Genomic DNA, 23,592 nt, shown 5'->3' on the forward strand with positions numbered 1-23,592 from the left:
CAGTCATTTCCGCAGCGATTTGAGCCGCGCTCATCAACAGAGCGCCGAATTTACTTTGTCACTAGAATTTTAGTAAAGCGCGTTTATAGAAGCGTTATACTCTGGTGACTAGATTACTTAGACTTGATAAAAATTTAAACAACGTTCTCCGTAATCGCTTCCGTATGAAGCTTGTAAGAAAAACTGCCTCAAATGCTTGCACCCTATCAAAAGGTAGGATTTATTCTACCTAGCCCACCTTTCGCAAGCAGGCGATTTATTATTTTTATAACTCCTGTTCTATAGATGTTCATGTCGATATTTAAGGAATCTTGCAGCTTCGTGGGTTGTCGCTAAATTCAAAACCGGGTCGTCGTCCAACAGAATGTTTTACCTTGTTCAACGCTTAACGCGCGGACACCAGCTATGTTAAATTTGCCGCAACCAAACAATAGTGGCGATCGTGCGCTCCAGTTTTTGCAGACTTATCCGGCGATTTCGCGATCGCTTCTACTCGATTGCGGACATGACATCGATAAAATTTCGACCCTGGTTGAGCCTATTCTTGATGCTCCTAAGCGTTGCGCTACGTCCTATTACATTCAGGCAGTCACGACCGGACGAACCGCTTTTCTCACCACAAATCTGTCGAATCCGAATCACTCTCAACCCAGTGTGATTGCTTCTACTTGGGTGATTGGTCGAAGCCGCAAGTGCGCGATCGTTGTTCCAGATCCTTCAGTTTCACGCTGTCATGCGATCATCGGTCACAGTGTGAATGAAGGATTCTATCTAATGGATGTGGGGAGCAGCAACGGCACCTTTCTCAACCATCAACGCTTGCCTGCATTAGAGCAGCGTTCGCTCCTAGATGGTGATGTGATCTCGTTGAGTCATTTGCTGGTGGAGTTTTTCGCCGTCAGCGTGAAAGAGACGTTTGACGAGTGGAACGAACCCACTCGCGCTTCAGAAAGGTCTTAGATCGAATTTTTCACAGTCAGCGACGGGATCTGAGCGGATAGCTGCTTTGCTCGTTGCAGATTGGCGTGTGCAGCCTCGTAATTCAAATCCGTTTCTACTGCTTTCTCAAACTGAGCGATCGCGTCTTTCACTTTCCCCTGCCGTTGCAGCACTGCGCCTAGCCCGTTGTGCGCGATCGCGTGACTGCTGCCGAGGTTGCTTTTGCGTTCGTTCGGCTGTCTCAAGACTGCTTGGTAAGCGGCGGTCGCCTGATCGAATTGCTCTTGGTTCGCCAGCGTGTGGCCCAGAAAAACGTGCGCCCACGTGTACTCTGGCGCAATTTCTGTTGCTTTATAGAACAGGTTGAGAGCTTCGTCAACTCTGCCTTGCGTTTGTAGTGCCCGACCCAAACCGACAAATGCGATCGCTTGCGCTGTTTCCGTTTTCTCTGGAGCATTTAGGGCTTGTTGATAGGACGCGATCGCTTCCGAAATTTTCTTTTGTTGCGTCAAGACATTACCGAGTCCCGTATAAGCATTCATCTGCTGCGGGTTGGCATCAATGGAGCGACGGTAGGCAGCGATCGCTTCTTCGAGTCGTTTGCGATCGGCGAGGGCGTTTCCCAACCCGCTATAAGCGGCGGCATTCTTGGGATTAATATTGATCGAGCGGCGGTAGGCAGCGAGTGCTTCTTCGGTACGGCGCTGAGTCGTTAACACTTCACCTAAGCCGTTATAGGCATCGGCGTTTTCCATATCAAGGATGATTGCTTTACGATAGACGGCGATCGCCTCGTCGTACTTGCGGCTTTGCTGAAGTTCGTAACCCAAGTTTACGTAATATGCCGGATCGCCCAGCGCCAGATCGGTCTTCAGTTGTGGGGTAGAAGCGCGAACTGCATCGGAAGCATCGTCGCATCCGGTGGTCAATGCCGCAGCCGTTAAGGTCAGAAGCAAAGGAAAAACTGAGCGTTTAGAAACTTGCATTGCTGGTGCCTCGATAGGTTAGTGACAAGTCGTAATCCTGTATCTATCGCACCCCGATCCGTCTTATTCTGCATTAAGAGAGATGAAATGCAAAATAGAGCCTGCTGGCTCTGTACGAACTTTTAAGTTTTATCATGGTTTCGTGAAAATTTCATTTTGTCTTTGTGAGTTTTACTGATGCTCTGGATTGGAATTGGCTGTCGGCGCGGAGTTTCAAAAGCAACGATCGCCGACGCGATCGCCCTAGTTCTAAAGCAGTATCAGCTATCCGAGTGTGAAATTATTGGAATTGCCACGGTCGATCGCAAATTCGATGAAGCCGGACTTTTAGAATATTGCCAAGACTACAATTTCTCGCTGTCTTTTTTTTCAGCCGAGCAGCTTCAGGCGATTCCGGTGCCAAATCCCTCGATCGACCGAATTGGAACACGGAGTGTCGCAGAAGCGGCAGCGCTGTGCGCCGCCGGATCGGGTTTTCTGCGAGTGCCCAAGCAAGCGATCGGTAAAGCTGTAACCCTTGCGATCGCGGAAATTCCAGGTAAGCTGAAAAGTGTTGATTTGGCGGTAGGACATGAAGATGCAGCGATTTGCGATCGGTCTACTCACGATTTTGATCTGTAGCGTTTGGATGATGAGCGCGATCGCTGATCCCATTCAGGGGAAACGCTACGATCAGCAGTATCGTCCGCCGTTGTCCTACAGTAATGCCGATGTCAGGGGGCAAGATTTTTCCGGACAGACGCTGCGATTTGCCGAATTTACCAACGCCAACTTGACCGATGCAAATTTTTCGAGTGCTGATCTGGCTGGTGCAGCAATGAGTGCCTCGAATATGACGGAAACGAATTTACACGGCGCGAATTTGCAGCAGGCGATGGTTGATCAAGTGCCGATGGTGCGCGTCGATTTGAGCGATGCGAATCTGACCGATGCGATGCTGCTGCGGAGTGCATTTCTCGATGTTAATATCACGGGGGCAGATTTTACCGGAGCGATTCTCGATCGCGCTCAGATTCGCGAGTTGTGCAAAGTAGCGCAGGGGACGAATTCTAAAACTGGAGCAGACACGCGGGAATCGCTCGGCTGTCCATCTTAGGAGGCGAGTATGCGAATTGGAGTAATTGGCGGCGGACAGTTAGCCTGGATGATGGCAGATGCCGCTAAAAAATTGAACCTAGAATTGGTGATTCAAACCCCAAGCTCAGATGATCCGGCAGTGGCGATCGCCCAAGATACCCTCCTTGCGCCCGTCAACGATGCAGCCGCGACGACAAAGTTAAGCGATCGGGTGGATGTGATCACGTTTGAAAACGAATTCGTGGATCTCGCTGCTCTGTCTCAGATCCGATCGGCTTGCTTTCGTCCTAGCCTGTCTGCTTTAAAGTCGCTTTTAGATAAGTATGATCAGCGCTGTTTTCTCAAAGCGAATGGTTTACCCACTCCAAAATTCTGGCAACCTGGAGAGCAACCTGTTTCATTTCCCATCGTTGTGAAGACTCGCCGCTTAGGATATGACGGTCAGGGAACCTGGATTATTCGAGATCAAGCGGCTTGGGATCTGGCAATGACAAAACTCGATGCGGTGCAGATCGTACTAGAAGAGTTCGTTCCGTTTGAGCGTGAATTGGCAGTGATGGCAGCGCGATCAATCACGGGCGAGATTGTTGTTCATCCAGTTGTCGAGACTCAGCAAGAGAATCAAGTCTGTCGTCGCGTGATTGCTCCGGCTGAAATTTCGGAGTCTGTTGCAAAGGAGATTTCGGAGATCGCTCATACCTTGCTTGATCGGCTAGAAGTGGTTGGAATCTATGGAATTGAACTCTTTTTAACCAAAGACGATCGCGTTTTGGTGAATGAAATTGCACCGCGAACTCACAATTCGGGACACTATACAATCGAGGGTTGTGAAACCTCACAGTTTGAGCAGCAGCTTCGTGCTGTCAGTGGTTTACCTTTGGGAAGTGCAGCGCTGATTTGTCCTGGAGCGGTGATGGTGAATTTGCTGGGATTTGAGCGGGCAGAAAGTGATTATTTAGACAAAAGGGCGGCGATCGCGCAACTGCCCAACTCGTTTATTCATTGGTATGGCAAGTCAGAATCCCGCCCTGGTCGTAAGCTAGGACACGTTACGGTTTTACTGGATCCGGCTGTGAATCTGCGGAAATCTGCTTTAGAAGTGGCAAGTGCGATCGAATCGCTCTGGTATCCCTCTTCTAAGTAGGCTGAATACCCTCACCCCTTCTCCTTAAGGAAGCAGGGGAACTGGGCTTCTGGCTCCCTCTACCGCAGAAGAGGGTTAGGGTGAGGGCGGATCTAGCGGTTTTATATTGAACTGGGCTTGTCTACTAATGTTGCTGAAGCAGTAAGAGAAGCACCTGAAGATCTAACGATTTCTAAAGCGCTTTAACAAGAGAGTCATCATACAGTAACTGAACATCAAGGGGCTGTGGCACCACTTTGAAGTCATAAGCCGCTTTCGCTACAAGTTCAAAGCTCTTAATCGCATTGTTTGGATGGCTCAGATTGAACGCGATCTCCTTGTTGCCCTCAATATCAAATAGTGTAATTCCCTTCAGTTGTTCTCGCAGTTCTTCAGGTTGAATGCCCAGCCGGTTAGAGGCGACAAAAATTGCTTCTTCATTTCTCGCTTTCAGCAGCTTGATCCCTTTGTCGGCTGCTTTGAGAAATTTGATCAAATCTTCTCTACGGTTTGCAATCAAATCTTTGTGCGTCACCAGGACATCAGCAATCAAATTAGTGCCTTTGGAGCTAAAGATAATTTCTCCGCCGCCTTCTTTGATTGCTTTCGACAGAAAGGGTTCATAAGTCACAGCGGCATCGACTTGCTGAGTGCTAAATGCAGTTGCAGCCGCCGGAGCAGGCATATCTTTGATTTTAATATCCTTCTCGGTTAGTCGGTTTTTCTCAAGAAATGCCCGGAGAAACACTTTCTCAAACAGCACATCTTCACGCGCTAACGTTTTACCTTTTAGAGCGGCTGCTGTTTTGATGCCCCGTCCCAGGATGCCATCTGCGCCGTTTGAGTAGTCACAAAGAAAGATAATTCTTAAATCCGGCGATTTTTCAATCATCTGGATCACATCGCCTGCGGTCATCCAAGCTAAATGGGTTTTACCTGCCAAAAACGCATCGATTTGCTCGGTATTTGACTGAAACAGCAAGTCTTGAATTTGCAGTCCTGCTTCCCGATAAAACTGCTGTTTAAGCGCAACATGATGCCCAGAATAGCCAGACCAAGGATTGGTGGAAACCGCTAAGGGTTGAGGTTCTTGAGTGGAGCAGGCAACTGTCCAAAATAGAGCGATCGCAAATACGAGCAGGCTAACAAACCGACGCTTGAACATTTTCAGGAATCCTTGGGAAATACAAAACCCCATCAGTCCAACGAGCATTGGCTCAAATTAACGCTACTCAGACTGACGTTAACAATTAATTGTAGGACGAGAATATTATGAACTTCAGTAATCAGAAGCGAAACCAAACCTACTTTGTTCCGCTGGAAACTAAAGTTACAATCCTGTCTATATTTCCCAGGGTGGAGCAGCGCCGCTAATCCTCTGTCAGGCTGCAAAACTCGTCGGTTGTCAGCCACACTTCACCATAGTCTGGCACCCAGGCAAGCCACTGATCTTCTGCACATTGGCACAGCAGCCAGGCTTGATCAAAACTGTAAGTGGTCGGTGGCTTGAGCAATTGCACCCACATCGACGGCGTGAAGCGGGGAGCACAGGGAATTGATCGATGCAAATTTTCCCATGTGGCGATAGAACTGCTAATCGCAGCAAATTCTGATTCAAGTGACATAATCCAGCTCTCTGAGGCGAAAAGTGCGCCGAATCTCAGACGTAACATAATTTTGTAGCTTATGATACTGTTTCTCATCCTTCGCCGGAGAGGTTGTATGAGAAATTTACATTGCAGTGAGGCAACGAGTAGAACGATTCGGGAGCTACTGGAGTTTGAGCGCTTGAATTAATTACCCTGCTACGAGGGCGGTAGAATGATGAAGCTTAAAATTCAGCCCATCCACCATGACTGTTGGTCAAAAACTCTACGAAGGCAAAGCCAAAATTCTCTATAGCACCGACGATCCAAACGTGCTGCTGACCTATTTTAAGGACGATGCAACGGCATTCAATGCTCAAAAGCGCGGCAGCATTCAGGGCAAAGGTGAAATCAACTGCGCGATCGCATCGCACCTCTTCAAACTGATGGAGAAAAACGGCATCCCGACGCATTTTATCGATCGCACCTCCGGGAACGAAATGCTCGTTCGCGCCGTCACCATCATTCCATTAGAAGTCGTGGTCAGGAACATTGCTGCCGGGAGTCTCTGTCAACAAACCGGACTGGAACTTGGCACCCCACTCAATCCGCCGCTTGTCGAGTTTTATCTCAAAGACGATGCGCTGGGTGATCCACTGCTCACGCTCGAGCGCTTACAAGTGGTTGATCCAGCATCAGCCGCCAAAGTCGATCAGCTTAAGAGCATGGCAACGCAAATCAACACGGTGCTACAAGCCTTTTTTGAGCAATGTGGGATTACGCTCGTTGACTTCAAATTAGAGTTTGGCACCGATGCTCAAGGTCAACTTCTACTTGCTGATGAAATCAGCCCGGATACTTGTCGGCTCTGGAATCAGGCAGAAACTGACCCCGATCGACGAGTCCTGGACAAAGATCGATTCCGCCGCGACCTTGGCAACGTTGAAGATGCGTATCGGCAAGTCATGCAACGGGTACTCAACCAAACTGTATGATGCTTCTGCATCGACCAGTTTAAAATCAGTCCTACCCGGAATGAGTAACGATACTCAGGGTGCGGTACAATTTTGCCGTTTAATCGGAATCTATTTGATGTTGTGTCTGCATTGAGCAGAAAAAGTGTGAGGACGTGCGAAAACCTGTGAATACTATGCGCTTATCTCCTGTTGTGATGGCTGCGTTTGCGTTAACGGCGACGCTTGGCTTATCTCGTTCTGCCCTAGCAAAATCGCCCAATCAGCCAGCCCAACCGCAGGCAAAATCGACGACGCGAGCAGGTTCCCCTGTGCTAAAGGCATCGACCGTAAAGAGCGTCCCCGCAACCGTGAAGCCTGTGGGAACCGATGTCGTGGTCGAAGCGATTCCGGTGATGCAAAATTCGGCGGGAACTCAATCGCTCACTCCGCTCAAGAAAGTAGCTCAAGCGGGTAGCTCGATCGAGCAAGAAACGCCCGATCGCATTCAAATCAATACCTCGCCTGCTGCCCCCGCGCCCTCGGCTCCAAATATTCCAACCATTCCCAATCAGCCGAGTTCGCCGAGTGTTCCGCCAGGTTCAACGACAACTCCTCCGACCGAAGGACAACAAACTCCGCCTGGGACAACAACCCCTCCGACCGAAGGGCAACAAACTCCGCCCGTTGAGGTGCAACCGCAGCAACCCAGTCAACCGACTCAGCCGCAGCAGCCTGCTCAGCCAACTGAACCGCCACAGCCTGCTCAACCTGCTCCAGATGAACCTAGAGTGCTAGTTTCTGAAGTCGTCGTTACAGGAGTGAGTCCTGAACTCCAGCAGGAAGTTTACCGAGTGATTCAAACTCAGGCAGGACGGACAACCACGCGCACTCAGCTTCAGAACGACATCAACGCAGTTTTTGCAACCGGATTCTTTTCGACCGTGAGAGCAACTCCAGCAGATACCCCGCTTGGAGTCCGGGTGACGTTTGAAGTGGCGGCGAATCCAGTCCTACGATCGGTGCAGCTTGAAGGCAGTAAAGTCGTACCGCCGGAAGAGGTAAACCGAATTTTCAGCCCGCAGTACGGCAAAATCACGAATTTTCGGGAATTGCAAACTGGAATTCAAGAACTTACGAAGTTTTACCAAGACCGTGGTTTTGTGCTGGCACAGGTGATTAACGCGCAGCAGCCCCAGGTCAATCCGGATGGAACCGTCATTTTACAGGTTGCAGAAGGAGAAATCGAGCGGATTCAGGTGCGATTTATCAACAAAGAAGGCAACGCTCAGGATGCAAAAGGTAATCCGATTCGAGGCAGAACCCGCGAATATATCATCACTCGCGAGCTTGAACTGAAGCCAGGATCAGTCTTTAACCGCACTGTTTTAGAGCGAGACTTCCAGCGATTATTCGGATTGGGGCTGTTTGAAGATTTACGTCCCTCTCTTGATGTCGGTGAAGATCGGCGCAAAGTGGTTCTGGTAGTGAATGCGGTTGAGCGAAATACCGGAAACATCGGACTTGCGGGCGGCTTTAGTTCTGCGAGTGGTCTATTCGGCAGCGTCAGCTATGGACAGCAAAACGTGGGCGGCAATAATCAAAAGCTCAGCGCTGAAGTGCAGATTGGTCAGCGAGATCAGCAGTACGAATTGAGCTTTACCGACCCGTGGATTGGTGGCGATCCGTTCCGAACTTCCTACACCTTGAGTGTGTTTCGCCGCAGAACGATTTCGCTGATTTTCGACGGTGGCGACCCAGAAGTGCGATTGCCGAACGTCGATCGTGACCTTCCCCGAATTAATCGCACCGGAGGCGGCATCAGCTTTGCTCGTCCGTTATCGAGAAATGTGTTTGAACGGGCAGAATGGACAGCCTCGCTTGGTTTGCAGTATCAGCGCGTTACCGCGAGCGATGCGGAAGGGATTCGTCGCACCGTGGACGAACGAGGAAAACCATTGACGTTTGACCCATCGGGTAAGGATGACTTGCTGACTGGACAGCTTTCAGTCAGACGCGATCGACGCGATGATTTCCTCCGCCCGACTCGTGGATCAGTGCTGCAACTGAGTACCGAGCAATCGGTGCCGATTGGTTCCGGTAGCATTCTGTTCAATCGACTGCGAGGAAGCTACAGCTTCTACATTCCGACGCGCCTGACTAAATTCACGCAAGAGTGCCGCGATCGCGATCCGCGTCGATTAGATCAACAGCAAACCCCGCAGGGACGATGCGCCCAAGCTTTTGCGTTTAATGTCCAAGCCGGAACGGTCGTGGGAGATTTGCCACCGTATGAAGCGTTTCCGCTGGGGGGAACGAACTCAGTGCGCGGCTACGATGAAGGCGATTTGGGCAGCGGTCGCAGCTTCTTGCAGGCTACCGCAGAGTACCGATTCCCGGTCTTCTCGATTATTTCAGGAGCGCTGTTTGTGGATGCGGCAACAGATTTAGGATCGGGTCGATCGGTTCCGGGCGATCCAGCCGGAACGCGGGGTAAGCCCGGAAGTGGGTTCGGCTACGGGGTCGGAGTCCGAGTGCAAGCAGGCCCGCTAGGCCCGATTCGGATTGACTTTGGCTTTAACGATCGCGGCGGAAGCAACATTCGCTTTGGCTTTGGAGAACGCTTCTAAATGGTCAACACACAGGGCTGCATCACACAGGCGCGATCGCTCTCCCAACCCTTTTCTTGCTCTGGAATCGGGCTGCATACTGGAGACCTGACAACGGCGCGAGTTTTACCCGCAGAACCCGGACGAGGGCGATATTTCATTAGAACCGATTTACCTGATGCTCCGGAGATTCCGGCTCGGATTGAATCAGTTCGAGAAACCATGCTTTCGACGGAACTTGTGAATGGAGCAGCAAAAGTTCGCACTGTTGAGCATCTACTAGCCGCGCTTGCAGGGTTGGGGATCAATGACGTGCGAATTGAAGTCGATGGGGCAGAAGTGCCGCTCCTTGATGGATCGGCTCGATCGTGGACGGAAGCCATTCTCCAAGCGGGAACGATCGAGCAAACGGCACGGACTTCACCGATCTCCCTCACCGAGCCTGTCTTCGTGCGGCAAGGGGATGCGTTTGTGGCAGCGATTCCCGCTCTGGAACTGCGATTTTCTTACGGGATTGACTTTGAACTGAGCGCGATCGGCAATCAATGGCACAGTTGGCGATTTGATCCCACCACGTTTGCCGAGGAAATTGCGCCAGCGCGGACGTTTGGATTTGCTCATCAGATCGAACAGTTACGAGCAAATGGTTTAATAAAAGGCGGTTCGCTTGAAAATGCCTTAGTGTGTAGCGCTGAGGGATGGATTAATCCACCATTGCGGTTTTCAAATGAACCAGCACGCCATAAACTTCTAGACTTAATAGGAGATCTCAGTTTACTGGGGACGTTTCCAATCGCTCACTTTTTGGCATACAAAGCGAGTCATGGGTTACATACTCAACTGGTGCGTCAACTGTCGAATCTCTCATCTCATTAAGTCTGTAAGTCTGTCACTGTCTAGCTCTTTAACTGGAACCCCATGTCAACCTTGATTGAAACCCATACCGCCCCAACTGAGAATTCAGACGCTCAGCCCGCCATCAAAACCACCTTCTCTGTTGAAGAAATTCATCAACTGCTGCCACATCGCTATCCGTTTGCCCTCGTCGATCGCATTGTCGATTACGTTCCAGCAAAAATGGCGATCGGGATTAAAAACGTTTCATTCAATGAGCCGCAGTTTCAAGGGCACTTTCCGGGTCGTCCGATTATGCCGGGAGTGCTGATCGTCGAAGCAATGGCACAGGTGGGTGGAGTTGTTCTCACTCAAATGGCGGATGTGCAAGGGGGACTATTCATGTTTGCTGGGATCGACGGGGTCAGGTTCCGTCGTCCGGTCGTGCCAGGCGATCAACTGGTCATGACGGTGGAACTGCTCTCGGTGAAAGCACGTCGTTTTGGGAAGATGCGCGGTCGTGCCGAAGTTGACGGACAGCTTGCCTGTGAAGGTGATTTAATGTTTGCGCTCGTCGATTGAAGACAGCCCCATGCGCTGATTCCCCCTTCTCTTTGTTCCTCTACCCTCTATCTATGACCACTACCTTGATTCACCCGACTGCTGTGATTCACCCGAATGCTCAACTTCATCCAACCGTCCAAGTTGGTGCATATGCGGTGATTGGAGAGCATGTCAAAATCGGAGCGGGATCAGTTGTCGGGCATCATGTGGTAATCGAGGGTTGGACGGAAATGGGAGAGCGCAATCAGATTTTTCCGGGAGCGGCGATCGGGCTTGAGCCGCAGGATCTGAAATACGATGGCTCACTCGGTTTGGTGCGGATTGGCAATGGCAATCAGATTCGTGAGTTTGTCACGATTCATCGCCCGACCTTTGCCGATCGCATTACGCTGATTGGCAACGGCAATTTGCTGATGGCATATGTGCATGTCGGGCATGAGTGCGTGATCGAAGATCAGGTGATTATCGCCAATTCGGTACAGATGGCGGGTCATGTCCATATCGAATCAAAAGCAAGATTAAGTGGGGTCTTAGGGATTCATCAGTTTGTCTGGATTGGACGACACGCGATGATCGGAGGGATGAGTCGGATTGATCGCGACGTGCCGCCGTTTGTGATTGTCGAGGGCAATCCTTCACGGATTCGGGCGTTTCATCAGATCGGATTGCAGCGATCGGGCTTTTCGGCAGAAGAGATTAATTTGCTGAAAAAAGCCTATCGAACCGTGTTTCGGTCTGGTTTGCCGATGAACCAGGGGCTAGAGCAATTAGATCTGCTGCCTGAAAACGAGCATATTCAGCATTTGCAGCAGTTTATTCAACTCTCTTTGTCGCCCGGGCGTAGAGGACTGACACCGAGCGCAGTGGTAAGAAGCTCATGAAGAAGCGGATTTTTATCAGTACGGGTGAAGTGTCCGGCGATTTGCAAGGGGCAATGCTGGTGAGAGCGCTGTATTCCCAAGCGGAACAACTGGGAGCAGAAATTGAGGTGCTAGCACTGGGCGGGGTTCGGATGGAAGCCGCAGGCGCGAAATTGCTCGGCAATACAACGGAAATCGGTTCGATTGGAATTATCGAAGGGTTACCGTATTTGTTGCCGACCTTGAGCGTTCAACGTCGCGCTAAGCAGTACCTCCGCGAGAATCCACCCGATTTTGCGGTGATGATTGATTACAGTGATCCTAATATCAGTATTGGGCTACACATTCGCAAATACTTGCCTGATGTGCCAACGGCTTACTTTATTGCACCGCAAGAATGGGTTTTGCGAATTAACGAGAAAAAAACGCAGTGGATTGTGCAAATTAGTGATTGCATCTATTCAATTTTTCCGTCTGAGGCAGCCTATTACAAATCAAACGGCGCGAACGCTACATTTGTCGGACATCCCTTGATCGATCGCATGAGCAACGCACCCGATCGCTCAACGGCTCGATCGAAATTAGGAATTGCACCGAATCAAACCGCGATCGTGCTGCTTCCGGCATCGCGCCAACAGGAAATCAAATATATGATGCCTGTAATTTTCAAAGCAGCGCAGCAGATTCAAGCAAAGATTCCTGGTGTACGGTTTCTGGTTCCACTATCGCTAGAAAAATATCGATCGCAGATTGTTCAAGGAATTGAGAAATACCAACTGCAAGCTCAAATTGTCGAAGGTTCACCGTTAAATGCGATCGCAGCAGCAGATCTGGCGATTACAAAATCTGGCACAGTCAATCTTGAAATTGCCCTGCTCGATGTGCCGCAAGTCGTGATGTATCGCTTATCTCCGTTTACGTATTGGGTGGCAAAGCATATCCTCAAACTCAAGTTACCGTTTGCGTCACCGCCAAACTTGGTCAACATGAAAGCGATCGTGCCCGAATTTATCCAAGATGCTGCCACGTCTGAAAATTTAACGCAGTCGGCACTAGAGTTGCTCAATCCTGAACATCGAGCGAAAACGATTGCAGACTATCAAGAGATGCGAGAGGCTTTAGGTGGAGAAGGAGCTTGCGATCGAGTCGCGCGATCTATTTTGGCGCGGTTAGGATTTTGTGAGGCTCCAGAATTCCAAACTTTCGTATGAAGTGCACCAGGAAAACCTGCACGATCGCATAGACTCAGAATGGAGCATCGTTCGAGCCATGTATACCTACGCTTTCTTCAAAACGCCAACTACACCGCTACAGCTGAGTGCAGGAATTGACGGGGATTTAGAAGTCATTGAAACGGGTGCTTTAGCAGCTTTGGTGGAACCAGAGTTAGAGTTTGAAGCGGTGCAGAACGATGATGACCGATTGGTGCAAGCCGTGCTCGCGCACGATCGCGTGATTTGTGATTTGTTTTGGCAAGTGACGATTTTGCCGCTTCGGTTTGGAACACAGTTTTTGTCTCGCGATCATCTGATTGCTCATCTGAACGAAAATCGCGACAAGTATTTAGGCAAACTGAATCAGCTAGAAGGAAAGGCAGAATATCGGCTGAAGCTAACCCCGATCGAGCTTGAGTTACCAAGCAATCCAGAAATGAATGGCAGCACGAAAGGACGGGATTACTTTCAGGCAAAAAAGCAGCAGTATCAAGCGCATCTCGACCAAAAAGACCAGCAACAGCAGGAATTTCAGCAGATTTTGGCAGAAATCGAACAGGTCTATCCGGATGCCAAACTCAAAGCAGGTTCAGATGGGGTTGAGAAGCTGTATTTATTGATTAATAAACAGGATGAGATGTCGCTTTATCAACATCTGAGTAAATGGCAAAATCAATATCCACAATGGGAATTAGGATTAGGAGAAGCATTACCGCCGTATCATTTTGTGTAATACTAGCGGCGCGATAAGGCTAATCCGAAACTGAATACAAGTAGAATCACTAAAGCAATCCATCCCGCGTTTCGTCGTGCCCAAGCAGCCGGAGTCATTTCATACCGGGATGGATTGCTAACGATCGGCACTGTGGCATTGTGATACATCGTGCATTCCCAAGCATCAGGACGCTGGGGATAGTTGCAGGTATCATCCGCATCATAGATACAGGTTTTGCAGAGGGGTTCGGTTCCGGTAGCGCGATGAAGTACGATGCCGGGATGACCATGAGCTCTGAGTGAGGTGCGACAGCGAGGACAAGCGATCGCATCGGATCGAACGGATTGACCGCAGCGAGGACAGTTAATCATAGAGTGCGTAGCTAATCGTAGCTAATCATAGAGTGCGTAGCTTTACTTCACAGAGGGTTCGCTAAATTTGCGGACTTGATATTCGCCTTCTTCGGCAAATGGGAAGGATTGTCCCATTGCTGCTGTGAATCGTCGGTCAGTTTCTTCGAGAACCGAGGCGGGAATGCCTTTCCAAGCGTCTTTGGTTTGCCAGTAAATCACCATAATCAAGTCGGTGTCATCTTTGGGATTGAACCAAATTTCCTTACCGACATAACCCGGATATTTTGACAAAGTTTCTGTCCAAATCTCAGCATCTTTTTGAATATAAGTTTCCCGAAGTTCTAGCGGAACTTTAACTTTCAGCCATTCGATAACCATACTTTCTATCTGTAGAGGAATGACACCACGATCGCAAACTCATTAGTTTAGAGTCTAACGCTTCGGGCATTGCTTATGTTGACTCATCTTAACAAGCAGTGGAAAACTGAGCTAACAGATTTAGTTCGGGGCGCATCGGGTGGTTTTTTGCTTGGGATTCCATTGCTTTATACGATGGAGGTTTGGTGGATTGGTTCCTATGTCAGTCCATTCAGAATGCTATTTGCTTTAGTATTGACATTCTTAATTGTATTGCTATTAAACCAGGCTTCGGGATTTCGCCACGGCAACGATATCAGAACGATCGATGCTGTGAAAGATACGATTAAAGCTTTAGCGATCGGTTTAGTGTGTAGTGGTGCAACCTTAGTATTACTGCGAGAAATCAGATTCGATGCGCCGTTAATTGAAGTGCTGGGTAAATTGATTTACGAAAGTGTTCCCTTTACATTCGGTGTGGCATTGGCGAATCAGTTTTTAGGGAAAGATGAATCGCGATCAGGCGATGATCCACCTGCACGTCAAGGTAATGCAACGTTATCGGATATTTCAGCGACTTTAATCGGTGCGCTTGTGATTGCATTTAACATTGCCCCCACTGATGAGATTCCTATGTTGGCATCAGCGGTAACAGGTGGATGGTTGCTTGCGATGATTGCAGCATCCTTGTTGGTGTCGTACTGCATTGTGTTTGCGGCAGGATTCACAAATCAATCCCAACGCTATCAGCATAAGGGTGTGTTTCAGCGTCCTTGGGGTGAAACGATCGCAGCCTATTTAGTCTCATTGTTTGCTGCAATGCTGATGTTAGTGTTCTTTCAAAAGCTGCACTTCGATGATCCGTGGCAGTTGTGGCTAAGATACACGGTTTTACTCGGATTGCCTGCGGCGGTTGGGGGTGCAGCAGGACGATTAGCAGCTTAGGAGAAAAGGATGCCACAAGCAAAACGAGAAACTCGATCGCCTGCTGAATGGATCACGTTTGGAATTGCGAGCAGCATTTTGGGCACGATCGCTGGCTTGGTGATTTATGTGTGGGTTAGCGAGCGCTATGAACCTGCCGCCATTTCAATCGAACAGCGTGAGATTCGTAATACGAATGGGAAATTTTATGTCCCCTTTGAAGTGACGAATACGGGCGGTGAAACTGTAGAATCAGTGCAAGTGGTTGCAGAGTTAAAGGCGGGCGATCGCGTATTAGAATCGGGTGATCAGCAGATTGATTTCTTATCGAGGGGTGAGAAGGAAGAAGGTGCATTTGTGTTTCAGCGCGATCCGCGTCAGGGTCAATTAGTTGTCCGAGTCGCAAGCTATAAAATTCCGTGATGAATCATTCTCTAAGTGCGATCGTTCTTGCAGGCGGCAAAAGTTCCCGCATGGGACGCGATAAAGCGTTGATTGAGGTAGATGGCGTTCCATTGCTAAAACGAACTTGTGATGCAGCAAGGCACTGTACTGATTTGATTTATATCGTGACTTCTTGGTGCGATCGCTATCAATCAATTGTTTCAGAGGTGCAGTGGATTCAAGAAACAAGCCCACGATCGCCCCTGATTGCCTTTTCTGAAGCTCTAACGCAAGTTTCAACGGACTGGGTGTTACTGCTGGCTTGTGATTTACCTCGATTAGAAGGTAAATCACTTAAAGAATGCACGACACAACTTTCCGACGTGCCTATTGTGGTCGCGAGAAGCCAGGAAAGATGGGAACCTTTGTGTGGATTTTATCGCCGCGATCGACTCCTCAGCTTGCAAAGCTACATTGCGGGAGGAAAGCGATCGTTTCAGGAGTGGCTTGATTCTGAAACGGTGCAGGAATTACAGCTTCGCGATCGGCAAATGCTCTTAAACTGTAATACTCCGGATGATCTCAAAGAAGTTCAGTAATCTGATTCCATTCCAATTCTGTTAAAGGCTGAATCGTAAAATCAATTCCAAAACAATCCCTTGCAGCATCAATTAGCGTTTCTACGATCGTCTCGATCGAAACTGATAACTCCAATAACGTTAACGGTTGACCAAACACTTGCTCAAACAATTCCACGTCCGTTTGAATCTGCATTGATCCATGCTGCAAAATCGCATCCTCTCGCCGCAACTGAGCACTTCCAATCAGTTTAATCCCGTCAAGTGTGATCAAATCTGCCCCTGTCGCCGTTCCAAAACAGTTGGGATTATGAATATATCCCCGTCCTGCGTCCCCGTACTGTAGCTGAATGCCTAACCGCTTCCATCCCTGAATGAGAAACTCACAAATCGCTTGATATGCCTGCATTCGCTTCTGCCCCAAGCCAGACGTAATCACAGCGTAAGTCAAATCACCCTGATGCAACACGGCTCGACCTCCGCTTGGACGGCGCACAAGGTTGATCGCACCTCCATTCCAAGCCAAAGACTGCCAAGCATCAGGATAATGGCGCTGATGATAGCCGAGTGAGATGGCCGTGGGCGACCAAGTATAAAAGCGCAAAGTGGGTGGATGTGAGCCAGAGCGATGCTGCTCTAGCAACCAGGTATCGATCGCCATTTGCAATTGTCCAGGAGCTTGAATTATGGGAATCAACCGCCACTCATTCATCTAATCAAGCTCAGTTTCAAGCTTCTTCTTTTTCTATTGTAGCAGTGATAAAAGTGTAGCAATGATAAAAGCTTGTAGAGAAAATAGGCTCAATCCGTCTGATCGCAGCTTTAATACCCAATCAATTTGTTAATGCTACAGATCCTCCGCCCCCTAAATCCCCCAGAATGGGGACTTTGAGAATTCAATCCTTCTTTGGCTTGAAGTCCCCCACTTGTGGGGGATTTAGGGGGGCTTGCAAGATCTGTAGCGATTAAAGATCAATTCGGTATAAGAACCAACATCTGTTAAAAGGTAACTGTATCGTATCTATCTTTTGCAAGGTTAAGAGATCGAGTCCGACAACTACCGTGAAGACATTCACACATATTTTCTAGGAGCTTTATGTCTTACGCAATTGATTCTCAAAGCGAAAATACTAAGCGCGCGTTATCAATGTTTCAACGCTACGACATCGACACTCAGCTTGCGTTACTATGGTATGGCTATCTAGACATCAAAGATGAGCTAACACCTGCTCCCCCTGCAACTGCGGATAATCTTGCTCATATCCTTTATGGTGAAATCAAGGCTCTTCCCCAAGAACAGCAACTGCAAGCACAACGCGATATTCTCAGCGGCGCAGACAGCCAATTTGGAAAGACTTATAGTGCAATGAGCAACAGTGCGCGAATTGAAGTCTGGCTGCTTTTAGGACAGGGCATGGAAAGCGGCGAGATCATTAACGTTCCTTCCGATTACAAACTGCCAGAACAGACCCATGAATTTAGCGATTTTATTTCTGGGCTGAGCTTTGAAGAACGAGTTGGATTCATGCAAGCCGGAGTACAACGCATGGGTACAACATCGAAAGCATAATTTTTAGATGCTGTGAAACTCCAAGGGTTTAGAACTCTTGGAGTTTTTGAACTTGAAGCTTTTGGACTTGAAGCTTTTGAACTTGAACTTTTGTCTGAGTTAAGCGCTGCCAAACTCTGCTCGTAAAGCATCGTCCTTTTCGTCTGCGATCGTCGCCACAAGCGTAATTAATCGAGAAATCTCACCTGGCGATAAGTCTGCAACTGTGCGCGAAGAAACCACTGCGATTTGATCGTTAAAGATCGCAAAGTGCGCCTCCAGCGTCGTTAACCAATTCATCTCCAGCAATTTGCGCGTTAATTGCGCCTCATTCTGCACAGGTAGCTTTAGAACACTCGCCCATGCAGTCAACGTATCTTCATCAGTTGTACCAGTCAACTGCACGAAGGTTTCTACGCTGCCATATTTGAACTTCCAAACATAACCACCTTCGCCTTCAGTGTGGCTAACCATTGCGCTATCGGTCTGGTCTAAGCTGCTGATCACCGTTTCGATCACTTGAATCAGGTCAACGCTAGTGATCGCTTCACTGCCCAGCGCGGCTGTGTTTGCGCCAGAAGTTTCCAAAGTTTGTTGATAGTTCGTCATACAGTCGCTCGTAAAAATCCGCAGTTGTGTCTACGGTAGCGCTATCTGCCCCTGGTTTACCTCCGCCTTGGGGATTTCTTCATTTTTACTATAAAAATGCGGAGCAACGATCGGTTTGTCTTCCTACTTTTGGTAGACGCAGATCAAAGTTACGAATGTCTCACATGATGGATGATGGATTCTGCCCGATCGCGGAATAGTTGGGAAGTCCCAATTTATAGGAGAAGAATTATGACGATCACGATCCGCGACGACGTGGTTTACATCATGCTGAAAAAGATTGATGAGAGCGATCAAGGCCCTGGCCCTGATCCAGTAAAGTTTACTGAAACCGACTTTACTGGCATTCCAATGACTCCTGCTGAGTTTCTCGGTCACTTAGACTATCTCAACCAAAGACAGTACATTAACGCTGAATTCTCCGGAAACGCTTACGGCAATCAAGACGACGTGCCGAATGTTGTGAATGAAGAAGAGTTTGGCTTTAGAGTTGCCAATACCTATGGTGCGCCTGATGGCCCATTGCCGCATTTAATTGAGTTCAAAAAGGCGGAACTGACTCAGCGGGGGCGGGATATGCTCCGAGATATGGAAGTCAATCCGCCGAAAACCATGCAAAAGGGGCAAACGGTTCCGATCGCGACCAAAGACACGCCCTTTCTCGAAAAAGTCGCCCTCAAAGGCGGAATTTCTGACCTGTATGATGCTCGCGACATTACCGAAGTGGTCTTCCGTACCATGCGCGACATGATGACCAATGAAGCCGTCGAACATGTCTCCGAAGAGCTGCATGTGCCGCTTGATGAAGGCAACCCCGATCGCACCCTCTACACGGCAACACCACTTGCAACCCAAGTCTCTGACTTGTGGGAAGATACAAACCCGATCGTGCATTTCCTCAGCCACATTCGTCCGCCTCTGAAAATTAAAGCAGATACATTCTTGTTCCGAGTCAAACAAGAAGCTGGCTTACAACCGAACACTACGCCTGAACAAGTCGTTTCGGCAGTCTTTTCAGCCACCAAAGATGAGCTTTCACAAGAGCGCGTTCAAGAAGTTGCACAGTTCTTGCCCGATAAGGTTCGGGAACTGTGGGAAAAAGCGTAGCGAATAGAAGCGATCGCGGAATTAAGCCTGCCAAGTGCCTGAGAAAATGCTTTTTACCGCGGTCGTAATTCTTCCTAAATCCTCATTTAGCAACGGCGGACACTCTAAGCTTTTTGCCAGTCCGCCGTTAAATAACTGTCTTGCTTCACTCGAAACAAGAAATAATGCAGTCGCTAGCTGTCGATCGATCATCGTTTGATCTTGCAGCGCATCAAACACCACCTTCAATGCCAGCAAAATCGCAGTAACTTGTCCCGGCAAAGGGGGTTGACCCTGCCTTAACCGTCCGAGGAAGGTATCAGCAGCGTTAACATTCGTGTGATCGATGAGTAACCGACGAGCAGTTTCGTAATCCACGATCGAGCGCTTCAGAAAGATTGACTGTATCACTTTAGCGCGAATTTGCAATTTTGCTAGATTTGATTGCAGAAGGTAGAGAGACGCGATCGTGAGAATTAACGCAGTCTGCCTAAGCCTTCAAAGCCCCCAGAATGGGGAATTTAGGGTGCGATCGCTCGCAGTGCTGCGGGCGATCGCACTTTGGCTTAGGTTAGGAGAAAGTTCGCTCTAGTCAATGAGCTTGCCTGAACGCCCGCGACGATCGCTAGTAGCTCGTTGCTGCTACCCGCCTGAATCAAAGCATTGCCTGCATTTGCCCCAGTTCCTTGCAGAATCGACAGCCGCCCAAACGTCAGTCCGCCGGAGAGCGCAATCGAGTCCTCGTCGGAATTAAAGTCGCTGATCGTGTCTGTCCCGGTGCCTGTTTTCAGCACAAACACATCACGCTCAGCCCCGCCAACTAGCAGATCCTCGCCTGCCGCACCCACTAGCCAGTCGTTGCCATTGCCACCGAACAGGCTGTCGTTGCCATTGCCACCGTTGAGGTGGTCGTTGCCTTCGCCACCGCGCAGCAAGTCAGCACCACCAAACGCAAAGATACGATCGTCGCCGCCTTGGGCGTTGATCACATCGTCCGAGTTGCTGAAGCCATTGGTCGTGTTATCCAGGTCGTTGAGGAAGGTGACGGTGTTGCGGTTGAAAATGCGCGACTGCAGCGAGTCTGCATCAAAGACATCAAAGCTATCTTCAACGCGAGCTTGACCATCGAACAAAAAATTACCGAGATCCACAGTTGCGCCAGTCTTTTGGAGCAGGTTGTCTAGGTTCTCTAGCTGGAAGTTTCGCAGGATTGCGCCGGTGTTGGCAACGCCATCAAACGCAAGCACCACATCGCCACCGTCTTGAGTCAGCAGCAAATTGCGCGCAGTCAGTCCTGTCCCTTCAAACTTGAGCGTATCGGCTTCAGCGATCGTCGCTGCACTCGGATGCGTCCCCAGCCCAACTCCGCCAAAGTCAACCACCACCGCAACACCTTCGCCTTGCTCGATCGTAATCGTTTTTTGTCCGCCTTCGCCATCGGTCAAAGTCGTTAAGTCAATCCCAAAAGCAGTCCGGTACATCAGGCGATAAATGTCGGTGTTGTCTAGGGTGCTAGGCAACAAGTCAGCGTTCATTCCGTAAGCTTTCGCGACAGTGCTGCCGGGGAAGTCGCCCATGCTGACCCAGCCGACTCCAAAGTTGCCAACGGGGCCTTCTAGCCCAGGCTGTGCCTCAAACGCTGTCCAAGAGTCGGGGACATCGGTGACTCCACTTTGCAAGCGTCCTGTGGTTCCGTCGAGCGGATTGGTCAGGTTTTGTGTGCTAACGTTCGTAGGATTCACGCCCACGGTCGGTTGGGTGGTCAAGGGAGTAGACGGTAAGCCAGGCGCGAAGGGGGTCGGCTGCCAGACTTGTAATCCTCCGGCTTCACTGTCGGCTGCGGTGAGCAACAGCGTATTGGGATTGACATTGCGAATAAATTCCTGCGCCACCCCGATCGCGGCATCAGCTCGCAAGGTTGCCTGAATTGCACCGATCGCGTTATTGGCATTGGGCAGGTTGTCGGTGCCTTCTTCTTCTAGCACCACGAAGAATCCATCTGGATCGCTCGAAACCGCAGTCAGGGTAGCCTGCAACATCTCGGCAACCGATACCGGATTTGCATTACCAGGTTGCCCGTAGGGATTGCGCCCTTGTGCCGCCTGCACTTCTTCGCTGCTGCTGTTGTAAGTGTCTTCCCAAGCAAATACACCCAAGATCTTTTCATCCGGGCGCACCGTTGCTAGTTCTGCCTGGGTATAAATCACTCGATAACCGCGATTCTGGGCTTCTGTAATCAGGTTTAATCCATCAGTGCGGGCACCCATCGCGCTTAAAGCGCCGCCAAATGTACCCGACTGATCCGTCGGCAGCATCCAGCGTTCACCGCCGCCCATGATCACCTGAGCACCAGACTCCATGACTAGCTGGCGAATGATTTCGCTGTGGTTGCTGCGATTGGCTACTTCTGCTAAGAAGGCACCGGAACCGGGTTCGCTAACGCGACCGGAGTTGATAATCGCGATCGCTTTGCCCGCATCCCGCGCTTCTTCCAAAATCGTGGTGCCTAGCTTACCCGACAGGGACGTGACGCGGCTCCCGTCTGCATTCAGCCCGAAGGAATCGCCAAACACCTTCACCCCGTTTGCGTGAACGACGGCACTCCCATCGGAACTGCCAGTTAATTGATCGCTGAGGTGTCCGAGGTAAACTCCGCTATTTGTCATCAAATCCCAGTTCAGGCGACCATCAGGGCCTTCTGACACAAACCGAGCCGCACCAAACAGTGAAGGGCTGTGTCCATCTGGGTGAATGAAAATGACGTTTCCGGTGGCTTGAGTGGCAGCAGGCGGAGCGATCGGCATTTTCACAGGTTGATCGGGTAGATCCACTCCGGGAAACAGAGTTTCGTACATCACCCGATAAATATCAGTATTGTCTACCGTTGCAGGCAGTTTGTCTGCATTCAGACCATGAGCTTTGGCAACGATCGATCCTGCAAAGTCCGGTGTCCCAACCCAGCCCACACCAAAGTTAGAAACGAGACCATTCGCAGCCGGAGCCGAGGTAAAGGTTGCGGTTCCGCGACCGTTGACTCCATCTAACGGGTTAGGAAAGGGAGCACCTGCGCCCGTTGTCGTGTTCGTTGGGTTAGCATTCACGGTACCGACATTGCCAGCAGGCAGGGGTTCCACAATTTGCAGACCGCCCGCATCACTATCAGCCGCCGTAACTACTAAGGTATTCGGGTGCTTTTCTACAAAGTCAAGGGCAACACCGTAAGCTGCATCCGCCCGGCGCAAAGCCTCTAGCGTTCCAGAAGCGTTGTTGATGTTGCCAAAGTTGTCGGTGCCTTCTTCTTCTAGCACCGTGAGTGAACCATTTTGAAACTTGGGGTTGCGCTCTAAAATGGTTTGAGCCGCCGCTAACATCTCGCCTACTGTGGGGGCAGAAGGCACGTAGGGGGGAGTATTGGTAGCACTCTGGTTTTCTTCTACGCCGGTGAGGTTGCCAGTGGCAGTGCGGATGTTGTCGTTGAAGGTGTCTTCTGAGGCAAAAATACCGAGAACCTTTGTGATTGCGGGATTTGCAGCGACCTGATTCAGTTGCGCTTCGGTGTAGACCACCGTGTAGCCAAGAGACTCTGCCAGTTCAATCAGGTTGATTTGGGGGCGCTGGCTGGCACTGGTGGAAATCGCATCAAGTTGAGCCGCGCTTTGCACATAGGCACTCGCTCCCGATGGCGGCTGGGTGCCAACGGGCAGATAGTTCACCAAGCCACCCCCTAGAATCACATCGACTCCAGAACGAACCACTTGTTCTGTGATTAGGGCAAATTGGGCGCGGGGAAAGACATCAAATCTAGAGAGTCCTGGGGGCACATCTGCGTAGCCGACTTGGGCGACAAAGGCTCCTGTACCGGGTTCTGCGATCGCGCCAGAGTTAATCAGCGCAGTTGCCTTACTTGCGGCAACTGCTTCTTCCATAATCGTCTGATTAACTTTGCCAGAGAGCGCTTGCAGGGGTGCATCTTCATAGCGAGAAACCGTGGGACTGGGATCGAGATCGATCGCAGTTGCTCGATCTAAGCCGAAGGACTCAGCAAACACTTTCACACCAGTTGCGTGAGTGACTGCACCTGCATTCGAGGTTCCGGTCAACTGATCTTCCATGTGTCCTAAATACACACGGGCTTGATCCATACGATCCCAGTTGAGCCGACCATCTGGCCCTAGATCAAACCTGAGTTCGGGATAAGGAATGGGACAAGAAAGGGGCAAACTCGATAGGCTGAAATTGCTAAAAATCCCGCCCAATTTGCCCTCATGTCTAGTCTAGAAGAACTCTTTTGC

General features: G+C 49.8%; 25 protein-coding genes. 16 read left to right on the forward strand and 9 right to left on the reverse strand.

The features are described 5' to 3' along the window. Nucleotides 1-405 precede the first annotated feature (405 nt). Nucleotides 406-960 carry an FHA domain-containing protein gene (locus NC980_RS21135; RefSeq protein WP_190376740.1) on the forward strand — a complete coding sequence of 185 codons (555 nt, stop codon included), beginning with the start codon at nucleotides 406-408 and terminating at the stop codon, nucleotides 958-960. Here NC980_RS21135 and NC980_RS21140 read toward each other — a convergent pair. Beyond that, a complete protein-coding gene (locus tag NC980_RS21140) occupies nucleotides 957-1,925 on the reverse strand; it encodes a tetratricopeptide repeat protein (RefSeq protein WP_190376741.1) in 969 nt (322 codons plus the stop codon). The two genes, NC980_RS21135 and NC980_RS21140, sit on opposite strands and share 4 nt — an antisense overlap. Nucleotides 1,926-2,102: 177 nt before the next feature. On the opposite strand from NC980_RS21140, the gene NC980_RS21145 reads away from it, so the two are divergent. From NC980_RS21145 to NC980_RS21155, 3 genes are read left to right on the forward strand one after another with little or no spacing between them, the layout of a single operon-like run. Further along, nucleotides 2,103-2,546 (forward strand): cobalamin biosynthesis protein, encoded by a 444-nt coding sequence (locus NC980_RS21145; protein WP_190376742.1) that lies wholly within the window; start codon nucleotides 2,103-2,105, stop codon nucleotides 2,544-2,546. Then, nucleotides 2,497-3,021: a pentapeptide repeat-containing protein gene (locus NC980_RS21150; RefSeq protein WP_190376743.1), complete on the forward strand. Its 525-nt coding sequence runs from the start codon at nucleotides 2,497-2,499 to the stop codon at nucleotides 3,019-3,021. Before NC980_RS21145 ends, NC980_RS21150 begins: the two co-directional genes overlap by 50 nt. Nucleotides 3,022-3,030: 9 nt before the next feature. Beyond that, entirely contained in the window at nucleotides 3,031-4,146 is a 1,116-nt protein-coding gene (locus NC980_RS21155) for a 5-(carboxyamino)imidazole ribonucleotide synthase (RefSeq protein WP_190376744.1), read from the forward strand. Between the two features lie 172 nt (nucleotides 4,147-4,318). Here the strand turns inward: NC980_RS21155 and NC980_RS21160 are convergent, their stop codons facing one another. Beyond that, nucleotides 4,319-5,290 (reverse strand): ABC transporter substrate-binding protein, encoded by a 972-nt coding sequence (locus NC980_RS21160; RefSeq protein ID WP_190376745.1) that lies wholly within the window; start codon nucleotides 5,288-5,290, stop codon nucleotides 4,319-4,321. A gap of 205 nt (nucleotides 5,291-5,495) precedes the next feature. Beyond that, nucleotides 5,496-5,750 carry a hypothetical protein gene (locus NC980_RS21165; RefSeq protein WP_190376746.1) on the reverse strand — a complete coding sequence of 85 codons (255 nt, stop codon included), beginning with the start codon at nucleotides 5,748-5,750 and terminating at the stop codon, nucleotides 5,496-5,498. A 227-nt stretch (nucleotides 5,751-5,977) separates the two neighbouring features. Here NC980_RS21165 and purC point away from each other — a divergent pair, with 227 nt between their 5' ends. The 7 genes from purC (at nucleotide 5,978) to NC980_RS21200 (ending at nucleotide 13,478) form a co-directional block, all read left to right on the forward strand. Continuing rightward, nucleotides 5,978-6,706, forward strand: coding sequence for a phosphoribosylaminoimidazolesuccinocarboxamide synthase (gene purC, locus NC980_RS21170; protein WP_190376747.1), 729 nt, complete (start codon nucleotides 5,978-5,980; stop codon nucleotides 6,704-6,706). A gap of 155 nt (nucleotides 6,707-6,861) precedes the next feature. Beyond that, nucleotides 6,862-9,294, forward strand: a complete 2,433-nt coding sequence (locus tag NC980_RS21175) for a BamA/TamA family outer membrane protein (RefSeq protein WP_190376748.1) — start codon at nucleotides 6,862-6,864, stop codon at nucleotides 9,292-9,294. Then, entirely contained in the window at nucleotides 9,295-10,149 is an 855-nt protein-coding gene (gene lpxC / locus NC980_RS21180; RefSeq protein ID WP_190376749.1) for a UDP-3-O-acyl-N-acetylglucosamine deacetylase, read from the forward strand. Between the two features lie 42 nt (nucleotides 10,150-10,191). Continuing rightward, complete coding sequence (gene fabZ, locus NC980_RS21185) at nucleotides 10,192-10,689, forward strand: 3-hydroxyacyl-ACP dehydratase FabZ (protein WP_190376750.1); 498 nt, start codon at nucleotides 10,192-10,194, stop codon at nucleotides 10,687-10,689. A 53-nt stretch (nucleotides 10,690-10,742) separates the two neighbouring features. Beyond that, nucleotides 10,743-11,552 (forward strand): acyl-ACP--UDP-N-acetylglucosamine O-acyltransferase, encoded by an 810-nt coding sequence (lpxA, locus tag NC980_RS21190; RefSeq protein WP_190376751.1) that lies wholly within the window; start codon nucleotides 10,743-10,745, stop codon nucleotides 11,550-11,552. Next, nucleotides 11,549-12,742 (forward strand): lipid-A-disaccharide synthase, encoded by a 1,194-nt coding sequence (lpxB, locus tag NC980_RS21195; RefSeq protein ID WP_190376752.1) that lies wholly within the window; start codon nucleotides 11,549-11,551, stop codon nucleotides 12,740-12,742. The genes lpxA and lpxB overlap by 4 nt, the downstream gene beginning before the upstream one ends. A 58-nt stretch (nucleotides 12,743-12,800) precedes the next feature. Next, nucleotides 12,801-13,478 (forward strand): GvpL/GvpF family gas vesicle protein, encoded by a 678-nt coding sequence (locus tag NC980_RS21200; RefSeq protein ID WP_190376753.1) that lies wholly within the window; start codon nucleotides 12,801-12,803, stop codon nucleotides 13,476-13,478. A 2-nt stretch (nucleotides 13,479-13,480) separates the two neighbouring features. Here the strand turns inward: NC980_RS21200 and NC980_RS21205 are convergent, their stop codons facing one another. After that, nucleotides 13,481-13,831, reverse strand: coding sequence for a zinc ribbon domain-containing protein (locus NC980_RS21205; protein ID WP_190376754.1), 351 nt, complete (start codon nucleotides 13,829-13,831; stop codon nucleotides 13,481-13,483). Between the two features lie 42 nt (nucleotides 13,832-13,873). Next, complete coding sequence (locus tag NC980_RS21210) at nucleotides 13,874-14,191, reverse strand: TIGR03792 family protein (RefSeq protein ID WP_190376755.1); 318 nt, start codon at nucleotides 14,189-14,191, stop codon at nucleotides 13,874-13,876. A 75-nt stretch (nucleotides 14,192-14,266) separates the two neighbouring features. On the opposite strand from NC980_RS21210, the gene NC980_RS21215 reads away from it, so the two are divergent. Genes NC980_RS21215 through NC980_RS21225 form a run of 3 tightly spaced genes read left to right on the forward strand, consistent with a single transcriptional unit; the run spans nucleotide 14,267 to nucleotide 16,077 of the window. Continuing rightward, nucleotides 14,267-15,115 carry a TIGR02587 family membrane protein gene (locus NC980_RS21215; RefSeq protein WP_190376756.1) on the forward strand — a complete coding sequence of 283 codons (849 nt, stop codon included), beginning with the start codon at nucleotides 14,267-14,269 and terminating at the stop codon, nucleotides 15,113-15,115. A gap of 9 nt (nucleotides 15,116-15,124) precedes the next feature. Next, entirely contained in the window at nucleotides 15,125-15,517 is a 393-nt protein-coding gene (locus NC980_RS21220; protein WP_190376757.1) for a TIGR02588 family protein, read from the forward strand. Next, a complete protein-coding gene (locus NC980_RS21225) occupies nucleotides 15,517-16,077 on the forward strand; it encodes a molybdenum cofactor guanylyltransferase (protein WP_190376758.1) in 561 nt (186 codons plus the stop codon). Before NC980_RS21220 ends, NC980_RS21225 begins: the two co-directional genes overlap by 1 nt. Here the strand turns inward: NC980_RS21225 and NC980_RS21230 are convergent. Further along, complete coding sequence (locus NC980_RS21230; protein WP_190376759.1) at nucleotides 16,061-16,768, reverse strand: biotin/lipoate A/B protein ligase family protein; 708 nt, start codon at nucleotides 16,766-16,768, stop codon at nucleotides 16,061-16,063. The genes NC980_RS21225 and NC980_RS21230 overlap by 17 nt on opposite strands. Before the next feature lie 384 nt (nucleotides 16,769-17,152). Between NC980_RS21230 and NC980_RS21235 the strand changes: the two genes are divergently transcribed. Continuing rightward, complete coding sequence (locus NC980_RS21235) at nucleotides 17,153-17,626, forward strand: orange carotenoid protein N-terminal domain-containing protein (RefSeq protein WP_190376760.1); 474 nt, start codon at nucleotides 17,153-17,155, stop codon at nucleotides 17,624-17,626. A gap of 99 nt (nucleotides 17,627-17,725) precedes the next feature. Here NC980_RS21235 and NC980_RS21240 read toward each other — a convergent pair whose 3' ends face one another. Next, nucleotides 17,726-18,214 carry a YbjN domain-containing protein gene (locus NC980_RS21240; RefSeq protein ID WP_190376761.1) on the reverse strand — a complete coding sequence of 163 codons (489 nt, stop codon included), beginning with the start codon at nucleotides 18,212-18,214 and terminating at the stop codon, nucleotides 17,726-17,728. Nucleotides 18,215-18,445: 231 nt separating this feature from the next. On the opposite strand from NC980_RS21240, the gene NC980_RS21245 reads away from it, so the two are divergent. Beyond that, complete coding sequence (locus tag NC980_RS21245; protein WP_190376763.1) at nucleotides 18,446-19,321, forward strand: DUF2267 domain-containing protein; 876 nt, start codon at nucleotides 18,446-18,448, stop codon at nucleotides 19,319-19,321. Nucleotides 19,322-19,342: 21 nt separating this feature from the next. On the opposite strand, the gene NC980_RS21250 is transcribed toward NC980_RS21245, so the two are convergent. Together NC980_RS21250 and NC980_RS21255 are read right to left on the reverse strand one after the other, a co-directional pair. Continuing rightward, nucleotides 19,343-19,711: a Dethiobiotin synthetase gene (locus tag NC980_RS21250; protein WP_199298508.1), complete on the reverse strand. Its 369-nt coding sequence runs from the start codon at nucleotides 19,709-19,711 to the stop codon at nucleotides 19,343-19,345. Between the two features lie 155 nt (nucleotides 19,712-19,866). Beyond that, nucleotides 19,867-23,556 carry an alkaline phosphatase gene (locus tag NC980_RS21255; protein ID WP_199298509.1) on the reverse strand — a complete coding sequence of 1,230 codons (3,690 nt, stop codon included), beginning with the start codon at nucleotides 23,554-23,556 and terminating at the stop codon, nucleotides 19,867-19,869. Nucleotides 23,557-23,592 lie beyond the last annotated feature (36 nt).

Origin of the sequence: Leptolyngbya sp. AS-A5, from assembly GCF_039962495.1 — a bacterium.
Taxonomy (GTDB): Bacteria; Cyanobacteriota; Cyanobacteriia; order Leptolyngbyales; family Leptolyngbyaceae; genus Leptolyngbya.

Bases quoted from the DNA above. Each gene is read 5' to 3' on its own strand.
- NC980_RS21135 (WP_190376740.1), top strand. From the start codon at position 406: ATGTTAAATTTGCCGCAACCAAACAATAGTGGCGATCGTGCGCTCCAG.
- NC980_RS21140 (WP_190376741.1), bottom strand. From the start codon at position 1,925: ATGCAAGTTTCTAAACGCTCAGTTTTTCCTTTGCTTCTGACCTTAACG.
- NC980_RS21145 (WP_190376742.1), top strand. From the start codon at position 2,103: ATGCTCTGGATTGGAATTGGCTGTCGGCGCGGAGTTTCAAAAGCAACG.
- NC980_RS21150 (WP_190376743.1), top strand. From the start codon at position 2,497: ATGAAGATGCAGCGATTTGCGATCGGTCTACTCACGATTTTGATCTGT.
- NC980_RS21155 (WP_190376744.1), top strand. From the start codon at position 3,031: ATGCGAATTGGAGTAATTGGCGGCGGACAGTTAGCCTGGATGATGGCA.
- NC980_RS21160 (WP_190376745.1), bottom strand. From the start codon at position 5,290: ATGTTCAAGCGTCGGTTTGTTAGCCTGCTCGTATTTGCGATCGCTCTA.
- NC980_RS21165 (WP_190376746.1), bottom strand. From the start codon at position 5,750: ATGTCACTTGAATCAGAATTTGCTGCGATTAGCAGTTCTATCGCCACA.
- purC (WP_190376747.1), top strand. From the start codon at position 5,978: ATGACTGTTGGTCAAAAACTCTACGAAGGCAAAGCCAAAATTCTCTAT.
- NC980_RS21175 (WP_190376748.1), top strand. From the start codon at position 6,862: ATGCGCTTATCTCCTGTTGTGATGGCTGCGTTTGCGTTAACGGCGACG.
- lpxC (WP_190376749.1), top strand. From the start codon at position 9,295: ATGGTCAACACACAGGGCTGCATCACACAGGCGCGATCGCTCTCCCAA.
- fabZ (WP_190376750.1), top strand. From the start codon at position 10,192: ATGTCAACCTTGATTGAAACCCATACCGCCCCAACTGAGAATTCAGAC.
- lpxA (WP_190376751.1), top strand. From the start codon at position 10,743: ATGACCACTACCTTGATTCACCCGACTGCTGTGATTCACCCGAATGCT.
- lpxB (WP_190376752.1), top strand. From the start codon at position 11,549: ATGAAGAAGCGGATTTTTATCAGTACGGGTGAAGTGTCCGGCGATTTG.
- NC980_RS21200 (WP_190376753.1), top strand. From the start codon at position 12,801: ATGTATACCTACGCTTTCTTCAAAACGCCAACTACACCGCTACAGCTG.
- NC980_RS21205 (WP_190376754.1), bottom strand. From the start codon at position 13,831: ATGATTAACTGTCCTCGCTGCGGTCAATCCGTTCGATCCGATGCGATC.
- NC980_RS21210 (WP_190376755.1), bottom strand. From the start codon at position 14,191: ATGGTTATCGAATGGCTGAAAGTTAAAGTTCCGCTAGAACTTCGGGAA.
- NC980_RS21215 (WP_190376756.1), top strand. From the start codon at position 14,267: ATGTTGACTCATCTTAACAAGCAGTGGAAAACTGAGCTAACAGATTTA.
- NC980_RS21220 (WP_190376757.1), top strand. From the start codon at position 15,125: ATGCCACAAGCAAAACGAGAAACTCGATCGCCTGCTGAATGGATCACG.
- NC980_RS21225 (WP_190376758.1), top strand. From the start codon at position 15,517: ATGAATCATTCTCTAAGTGCGATCGTTCTTGCAGGCGGCAAAAGTTCC.
- NC980_RS21230 (WP_190376759.1), bottom strand. From the start codon at position 16,768: ATGAATGAGTGGCGGTTGATTCCCATAATTCAAGCTCCTGGACAATTG.
- NC980_RS21235 (WP_190376760.1), top strand. From the start codon at position 17,153: ATGTCTTACGCAATTGATTCTCAAAGCGAAAATACTAAGCGCGCGTTA.
- NC980_RS21240 (WP_190376761.1), bottom strand. From the start codon at position 18,214: ATGACGAACTATCAACAAACTTTGGAAACTTCTGGCGCAAACACAGCC.
- NC980_RS21245 (WP_190376763.1), top strand. From the start codon at position 18,446: ATGACGATCACGATCCGCGACGACGTGGTTTACATCATGCTGAAAAAG.